The sequence below is a fragment of the Streptomyces sp. NPDC059564 genome, from assembly GCF_042735575.1.
GTDB lineage: Bacteria > Actinomycetota > Actinomycetes > Streptomycetales > Streptomycetaceae > Streptomyces.
This window is the reverse complement of sequence record NZ_JBHWBP010000339.1, coordinates 1-8,351: the sequence shown is the minus strand read 5'-3', so window position 1 is coordinate 8,351 and position 8,351 is coordinate 1. Positions and strand designations below refer to the sequence as shown.

Genomic DNA, 8,351 nt, shown 5'->3' with positions numbered 1-8,351 from the left:
GGAGACCTTCCAGGGGTCGGGGACCCGGTCGGGTTCGGGGAAGGCCCGGGGCACCCGGGCGAAGAGCTCCTCGGCGAGGGCGAAGGAGTCGTGGCGGCCGTAGGTGAGGCGGATGTACTCGTCGTTCATCCCGTCGGATTCGAGGATGGCGGCGATCTCGTCGGGGTGGACGGCTCCGGCGACCAGGACGTCGAGGCGCTCGGCGAGCGCGTCCATGGGGTCGGCGGCGGGCGCCGCCCCCGGCCCGGTGCGACGGGTCCGGGGGACGGCGGGGAGGGTGTCGGCGCCACCGGCCGGACGGCCGGTGGCGGTGTGGCCGGTGGCGGCGGCGTGGGCGACGTGCACCCAGCCGCGTTCCGGTCCGGGGGGCCTGAGCCAGAGGGATCCGCTCACCACAGGCTCCCGTCGGCGGCGAGTTCGCGGTACCAGGGGTCCGCGAGCCGCTGGGTCCAGTCGTCGCCCGCGCGCACCGGCAGGACGGGCTGGCCGGCGAGTTCCCGGTAGATGTGCCGGAAGCCGTCCACGGACTGGTGGAGGGTGAACTTCTCGACGACCCGCTTGCGGGACATCCGGCCCAGTTCGGCGCGGCGGGCGTCGTCGCGGAGCAGGGCGAGGGTGGCGCGGGCCATGGTCTCGGGCTCGCGGGGCGGGACGACGAGCCCGGTGTCCCCGACGGCCTCGCGCACGCCGCCGACGTCGGTGGAGACGGTGGTGCGGCCGCAGGACATGGCCTCGATGATGCTGAACGGGAAGCCCTCGCTGATGGAGGACAGCATCACGACGCTGCCCGCCGCGTACGCCTCGGCGACCCGCTCGATGCGGCCCTCGTAGCTGATCCCGTCGCCCACGCCGAGTTCGGCGGCGAGCTTCTCCAGGCGCAGCCGGTACTCCTCGCAGCCCGCCGGAACCGGCCCGAAGAGGCGCAGGCGCAGGGCGGGCAGCTCCTCGCGCATGAACGCGTAGGCGCGGATCAGGGTTTCGAGGTCCTTGATGGGGTCGATGCGGCCGCACCAGCTGAGGGTGGGCACCTCCGGTTCGGGACCGGCCTCGGGGAAGGCGTGCGGATCGACGCCGTTGTAGACGGTGCGGATCCGGGCGGAGTCGGCGCCTCCGCGCTCCTCCCAGCGGCGGTTGTACTGGTTGACGGGGGTGATCAGGTCGGCCTGCCGGTAGCCCTCGGAGTTGAGCTCCCGGTAGAAGCCCAGCATGAGGGCCTTGACGGGCCAGCGCTGGGCGGCGGTGCGGTAGCCGAGGTAGCGCTCGCGCAGGTAGATGCCGTGCTCGGTGAGCAGGAACGGCACCTTGTCGAGGCGTTTCGCGGCGAGGGCCGGCAGGGTGGCGAGGCCGCTGCTCACGGCGTGGGCGACGCTGTCGGGCGGGATCCGCACGGACAGCGGGCGCAGGGCGTGTTCCAGCAGGTCGGTGGCGGTGAGCGCGTCGTGGATGGTGGGTGCGGCCTCGGCGGTGACCAGGCCGGGGCGGGTCCAGACGGTCATCAGCAGGCGCAGCACCGATTCGGAGCGCAGCGCCGGGGCGAGCCGTCCGGCCCGGGCCAGCTCGGCGAACTCGCCGAGGGTCTCGGAGAACCCGCCGTGGGCGGGGTCGATCAGCGACAGCAGGAAGGTTTCGTACAGTGCGCCGAACCTGCGGTGGCCCTTGCCCCGCAGGGCGGAGCGGCGGGTCCGGGACGGCGGCGGGCCCCAGAGCGGGACGGCGGTGTGCCGGTAGACGTTGCGCGGGAGTTCCCAGGTGACCGGCTCGCGTCCGGAGCCGGTCAGGGCTATGACGTTGAAGTCGACTTCCGGCATGCCGCGGACCAGCTGGTCGCACCAGGTGCTGACGCCCCCGTGAACGTGTGGATAGGTGCCTTCGGTGAGCATGGTGACATGACGCCCATGGCTCATGCGGTGTGTCCCCCCAGGACGGAAAAGGGGCCGGCGCCCGTGGTTCGCGGAGCGCCGGCGCTAGGTGGAACCTGTGGTGGCTTACTGGCGGTTCGGCCGTACTGCGGTCAGGCGAGCTTCAGGGTGACCGCGGACTGGAGCAGGTCGGGAGACGTCCAGGCGGAACGGGTTCCGGCGTAGGCGGTGCCGAAGTCCGTGGTGCCGAGCAGGAGCTGCTTCTTGGTCCCGTTGGGTGCGGTGACCGGGGCGACGACGCCGGAGGGCGCCTTGACGGTGACGTCCTTGCCGATGCGGTAGGCGGTGACCTGGTTGTTGGCGACGGCCTTGTCCCAGGCGGCGCGGCGGCTGAGCTCGACGCCGGTGTCCTTCATGCTCTGGTTGACGATCGGCGCGCTCGGGGCGTACAGCGAGCGGTAGGTGTCGAGGACCTGGTTGAGCACGGGGTACAGGGTGCGGTCCTCGGCCAGGTTGGACTGGTGGACGTAGTGCGGACGCGGGTCGTTGGCCAGGACGTGGCGCAGGGCGGTCCGGGTCTCTGCCGGGACGATGTAGTCCAGGTAGCCGGTGTTGACGTCGAGCGGGGCCGGCAGACAGGTGGAGGTCCCCGGGTTGTCCTCGCAGATGCCGCTGCCGCCGTCGGCGCGGCTGGTGTAGATCCAGTTGTACTCGTCGGCCATCTCGGCGTTGGTGCCCGTGTTGTAGTACACGTTCATCGGGTACCGCGGGACGGTCAGGGCGGCGCCGACGGCCCGCTGCACGGGCTCGCGGGAGTTGTCGCTGCCCGCCCACTTGATCCCGTTGTCGGCGAAGGCGCCGGCCAGGTTGGGGTTGTCCTGGGGCTGCTGCGGGAGCGTCTTGAGGCCGGAGTGCTCGCCGGTGACGATCTCGGAGCGGTCGGTGGTGATGCCGTGGGAGGCGGCCCAGTTGTTGTTGTCGCGGATCTGGGCGGAGATGTCCGCCCGGCTCATGTAGTTGACCGCGCCCGCGGCGTTCTTCGTGCAGCTCCACGGGACGGTGGCGGTGTCCTGGGTGCAGCCGAGGAAGAGGTGGGTGTAGGTGTGGTTCATCCACCGGTACTTGGCCCGGTCGGCGACGAGCTGTGCGGTCAGGGCGTCGGTGCCGCCGTTCTCGGTCTTCCACTCCTCCCCGGCGCCCGCGTTGAAGAGCATGTCGAGCTTGAAGTTCTTGCTCGTCTGCCACTGCGCCGCGTACTGGGCGTCGGCGGCGGTCATGCGGATGGTGCTCTCCTTGCCCTCGCCGCCCGCGCAGGCGTAGTCGCCGGGCGTGCAGTTGAGGGACTTGTCCCAGCGGGCGTCCGGGGCGAAGACGTCGTCGACGTGGACCGCGAAGTAGTTGCGCTCCTGACCGAGGTGGACCCCCTGGGTGAGCCATTCGACGATGCCCCGGGCCAGCAGCCGGAACTGCTGCTGGTACTGGTTGTAGCCGAAGGTGACGACCAGTTCGCTGCGTCCGTCGTGGGTGTACTCGCCGACGAGCGAGGCCCGTCCGGTGCCGCCCGGGACGGGGGCGTCGAGGTAACTGGTGTAGCCGGCGCGCGGCTTGCCCATGAACCCGTAGCTCTCCATGATCAGGGGCGAGTTGTCCTCGAAGGCGACCTGACCCCCCAGGTAGCCGAACGGGCCCGTCTTGCCGGCGGCGGTGACGGCGGCCTGGGCGCCGTCCAGGGTGCCGCCGTAGCCGCCGTTGTCCGTGTACTCCAGGCCGACCTCGGGGTGCGCCCAGGTGTAGGCGTCGACCTGGCGGATGCCGTACGTCGTCTCGTACGCGGTGAGCGCGGCGAGCTCGGCCGAACCCGCGGGGAACGGGTTCTCGTTCGGCAGTACGACCCCCTGGAACTTCGCTCGCGGCCGGCCGGAGACGGTGTCGCTGAGGAACGCCGCGTTGATCACCGGGCGGCTCGCGCTGCCCAGGTCGACGCGGGTGTACGGGACTCCGGTGTCGCGGAGTTCCGCGGTGAGCGCCTGGACCGAGCTGCCGCCGTCGTCGACGACCAGCACCCTCAGGTCGATGCGCGGTGTCACGGCGGTGGCCGCCGCCTGGGCGGTGGCAGCGGGCACGACGACGGACACCAGGGCTGCGGCCGCCATCGCGGCGGCGACCCTGTTCATCCGGTTCTTGTTGACCATTTCGGCCTTCCCCCCGCAGGCCATCCCTCGGAACGGCCCTAGGCGGACGGCCGGGCCGGGGAGGCTCTGTGGAAATCATGCAAAAGGACCCCGCGTCCCCTTGCGAGAGTGGCTCGAGTCTCTCGGACCTCGTCAGGTCTAGAAGGCAAACCTGGAGCAGAGTCCACAGATGGGTGAACCTGATAACCCTTTGATCGAACAACTTGACAAACCTTCGAGTGACGTACGGACGAGTACGTGCGCGTAGGCTCATTTCCGGCGGCCGTCGGGCCCTAATACGATCGCTGCGGAGCGGCCGGAGATCCCGACGTGTCCACAGCGACCACATACACAAACGGAAGCGAGACTTCACCACCGTGACTGCTCTGACTCTCAGCACTGCCGGCGCGGCGACGCTGCGCGCCGACGCCCTCGTGGTCGGCGTGGCGAAGGGCCCCAAGGGGCTCCTCGTGGCCGCCGGCGCCGAGGCCGTGGACCTGGCGTTCGACGGAAAGCTCGCCGCCGTGCTCGACGCGCTCGGTGCCTCGGGCGCCGAAGGCGAGACCACCAAGCTGCCCGCGCCGGCCGGCCTCAAGGTCCCGGTCGTGCTGGCGGTCGGCCTGGGCACCGCGCCCGAGCAGGACGAGTCCTTCGACGAGGAGGCGCTGCGCCGCGCCGCCGGTGCCGCCGCCCGTGCCCTGCACGGCGCGAAGAAGGCCGGCTTCGCGCTCCCCCTGGATGACGCCTCCGCCGTCACCGCCGTGGCCGAGGGCGCGCTCCTGGGCGCGTACGCCTTCACCGCCTACCAGGGCGGCGAGAAGAAGGGCTCCAAGAACAGCGGGCCCAAGCTGCCCCTGACCGAGGTGGCCCTGCTGGGCGCCAAGCCGCGCGACAAGGAGCACAAGGCCGCGGCCGAGCGCGCCACCGTCGTCGCGACCGAGGTCAACATCGCCCGCGACCTGGTCAACACCCCGCCGAACGACCTCACCCCCGAGGCCTTCGCCGCCGTCGCCTCCGCGACCGCGAAGGAGAACGGCATCAAGGTCCAGGTCCTGGACGAGAAGGCCCTGGTCAAGGGTGGCTTCGGCGGCATCATGGGCGTCGGCAAGGGCTCCGAGAACCCGCCGCGCCTGGTGAAGCTCTCCTACACCCACGCCAAGGCGGAGAAGACCCTCGCCTTCGTCGGCAAGGGCATCACCTACGACTCCGGCGGCATCTCCCTGAAGCCGGCCGGTCACAACGAGACGATGAAGTGCGACATGGCCGGCGCCGCCGCCGTCTTCGCCGCCGTCGTCGCGGCCGCCAAGCTGGGCCTCCAGGTCAACGTCACCGGCTGGCTCGCGCTCGCCGAGAACATGCCCTCCGGCTCCGCCACCAAGCCCGGTGACGTCCTGCGCATGTACAGCGGCAAGACCGTCGAGGTCCTCAACACGGATGCCGAGGGCCGTCTGGTCCTGGGCGACGCCCTGACCAAGGCCTCCGAGGAGAACCCGGACGCGATCGTCGACGTCGCCACCCTGACCGGCGCGATGGTGCTGGCGCTGGGCGACCGCACCTTCGGGATCATGGCCAACGACGACGCCTTCCGCACCTCGATCCACGAGATCGCGGAAGAGGTCGGCGAGGCCTCCTGGCCGATGCCGCTTCCCGAGGACCTGCGCAAGACCATGGACTCCCCCACCGCCGACATCGCCAACATGGGTGTCCGGATGGGCGGCGGCCTGGTGGCCGGCCTCTTCCTCCAGGAGTTCGTCGGCGAGGGCATCACCTGGGCCCACCTCGACATCGCGGGCCCCGCCTTCCACGAGGGCGCCCCGTACGGCTACACCCCCAAGGGCGGCACCGGCTCGGCCGTGCGCACCCTGGTGCGGCTCGCCGAGCGCACCGCCACGGGCGACCTGGGCTGACCGCGTACCACCTTGTGAGACGCACGCTGTGAGACGCGACGCGCCCCGGGATCCCGATCATGGGCCCGGGGCGCGTTCGCTCTGGATGAAACCTCGAGGATCAGTAGGTTTCTACGCCGCGGTAACCCCGACTTCGGGCGGAACGACGGTCCACACCCGGGGCCCGGCGTCCCGCGTTCCCCCGACAAATGCGAAGATGGGTTCTCGGCAGGACAGGGCCCCCACCACAGGGCCGAAGAAACAAGCGGCCGATTACCAGCCGCCGCCCGGTCACAGAGGACCGGTGCCCGGCGCACATGCATGGAGGACGTGACGTGGCGAACGACGCCAGCACCGTTTTCGACCTAGTGATCCTCGGCGGTGGCAGTGGCGGTTACGCCGCGGCGCTGCGCGCATCCCAGCTGGGTCTCGACGTTGCGCTGATCGAGAAGAACAAGCTCGGCGGCACCTGCCTGCACAACGGCTGCATCCCCACGAAGGCTCTGCTCCACGCCGGCGAGGTCGCAGACCAGGCCCGCGAAGCCGGACAGTTCGGTGTCAAGACCTCTTTCGAGGGCATCGACATCGCCGGTGTGCACAAGTACAAGGACGAGGTCATCTCCGGCCTCTACAAGGGCCTGCAGGGGCTGGTCGCCTCCCGCAAGGTCACGTACATCGAGGGTGAGGGCCGCCTCTCCTCCCCGACTTCCGTCGACGTGGACGGCCGGCGCATCCAGGGCCGCCACGTCCTGCTGGCGACCGGCTCCGTGCCGAAGTCGCTGCCGGGCCTGGACATCGACGGCAACCGCATCATCTCCTCGGACCACGCGCTGGTCCTGGACCGCGTGCCCGAGTCCGCGATCATCCTGGGCGGCGGCGTCATCGGCGTCGAGTTCGCCTCGGCGTGGAAGTCCTTCGGAACCGACGTCACGGTGATCGAGGGCCTCAAGCACCTCGTCCCGGTCGAGGACGAGAACAGCTCGAAGATCCTCGAGCGCGCCTTCCGCAAGCGCGGCATCAAGTTCAACCTCGGCACCTTCTTCGAGAAGGCCGAGTACACCGAGACCGGTGTCCGCGTCACGCTCGCGGACGGCAAGACCTTCGAGGCCGAGGTGCTGCTGGTCGCCATCGGCCGCGGCCCGGTCTCGCAGGGCCTGGGCTACGAGGAGCAGGGCGTCGCGATGGACCGCGGCTACGTCCTGGTCGACGAGTACATGCGCACCAACGTGCCGACCATCTCGGCCGTCGGTGACCTCGTCCCGACCCTGCAGCTCGCGCACGTCGGCTTCGCCGAGGGCATCCTGGTGGCGGAGCGTCTGGCCGGCCTGAAGGCCGTCCCGATCGACTACGACGGCGTCCCGCGCGTCACGTACTGCCACCCCGAGGTCGCCTCCGTCGGCATCACCGAGGCGAAGGCCAAGGAGCTGTACGGTGCGGACAAGGTCGTGGCCCTGAAGTACAACCTTGCGGGCAACGGCAAGAGCAAGATCCTCAAGACCGCGGGCGAGATCAAGCTCGTCCAGGTCAAGGACGGTGCCGTGGTCGGCGTCCACATGGTCGGTGACCGCATGGGCGAGCAGGTCGGCGAAGCCCAGCTGATCTACAACTGGGAGGCCCTGCCTGCCGAGGTCGCGCAGCTCATCCACGCGCACCCGACCCAGAACGAGGCCCTCGGCGAGGCCCACCTGGCCCTGGCCGGCAAGCCGCTTCACGCACACGACTAATCGTCACGGGCGCGACGACCACTTCCGCACTTTCGTTAGGAGCAACAGAAACCATGTCGGTTTCCGTAACCCTTCCGGCGCTCGGTGAGAGCGTCACCGAGGGCACTGTCACCCGCTGGCTGAAGGCCGAGGGCGAGCGCGTCGAGGCCGACGAGCCGCTGCTCGAGGTCTCGACCGACAAGGTCGACACCGAGATCCCCTCGCCCGTCTCCGGCATCCTGGCCTCCATCAAGGTCGCCGAGGACGAGACCGTAGAGGTCGGCGCCGAGCTGGCCGTCATCGACGACGGCTCCGGCGCCCCGGCTCCGGCCGAGGCCGTCACCGTGGTCGCCGAGACCCCGGCCGCTCCGGCCCCGGTCGCCGAGGCCCCCGCGGCCCCGGCTCCGGTCGCCGAGGCCCCCGCCGCCGCCCCTGCCGCGTCCGGCACCGATGTCGTGCTGCCCGCCCTGGGCGAGTCCGTCACCGAGGGCACCGTCACCCGCTGGCTGAAGCAGGTCGGCGAGTCCGTCGAGGCCGACGAGCCGCTGCTCGAGGTCTCCACGGACAAGGTCGACACCGAGATCCCCGCCCCGGTCGCCGGCACCCTGCTGGAGATCCTGGTCGGCGAGGACGAGACCGCCGAGGTCGGCGCCCGTCTGGCCGTCATCGGCGTCGCGGGTGCGGCTCCGGCCGCTGCCCCGGCCGTCGCCGCTCCGGCTCCCGTCGCCCCGG

The 8,351-nt window shown here is 70.8% G+C and carries 5 protein-coding genes and 1 pseudogene; 3 read left to right on the top strand and 3 right to left on the bottom strand.

Features of this window, described 5'->3' with window-relative positions; all coding sequences use genetic code 11:
- From ACFV0Q_RS34240 to ACFV0Q_RS34230, 3 genes and pseudogenes are all read right to left on the bottom strand, one after another.
- Positions 1-393 (bottom strand): annotated as a pseudogene (locus ACFV0Q_RS34240) (hypothetical protein); the annotation flags it as partial.
- Positions 390-1,904 carry a GT4 family glycosyltransferase PelF gene (gene pelF / locus ACFV0Q_RS34235; protein WP_385010820.1) on the bottom strand — a complete coding sequence of 505 codons (1,515 nt, stop codon included), beginning with the start codon at positions 1,902-1,904 and terminating at the stop codon, positions 390-392. The pseudogene ACFV0Q_RS34240 and the gene pelF, both read right to left, overlap by 4 nt.
- Before the next feature lie 107 nt (positions 1,905-2,011).
- Positions 2,012-4,051 (bottom strand): hypothetical protein, encoded by a 2,040-nt coding sequence (locus ACFV0Q_RS34230; RefSeq protein WP_385010818.1) that lies wholly within the window; start codon positions 4,049-4,051, stop codon positions 2,012-2,014.
- 356 nt (positions 4,052-4,407) lie between these two features.
- Between ACFV0Q_RS34230 and ACFV0Q_RS34225 the strand changes: the two genes are divergently transcribed.
- From ACFV0Q_RS34225 to ACFV0Q_RS34215, 3 genes are all read left to right on the top strand, one after another.
- Positions 4,408-5,937, top strand: a complete 1,530-nt coding sequence (locus tag ACFV0Q_RS34225; RefSeq protein ID WP_385010816.1) for a leucyl aminopeptidase — start codon at positions 4,408-4,410, stop codon at positions 5,935-5,937.
- A gap of 314 nt (positions 5,938-6,251) precedes the next feature.
- A complete protein-coding gene (gene lpdA, locus ACFV0Q_RS34220) occupies positions 6,252-7,640 on the top strand; it encodes a dihydrolipoyl dehydrogenase (RefSeq protein WP_385010815.1) in 1,389 nt (462 codons plus the stop codon).
- Positions 7,641-7,693: 53 nt separating this feature from the next.
- The coding region (locus ACFV0Q_RS34215) for a biotin/lipoyl-containing protein (RefSeq protein WP_385010813.1) at positions 7,694-8,351 on the top strand (658 nt) is incomplete at its 3' end.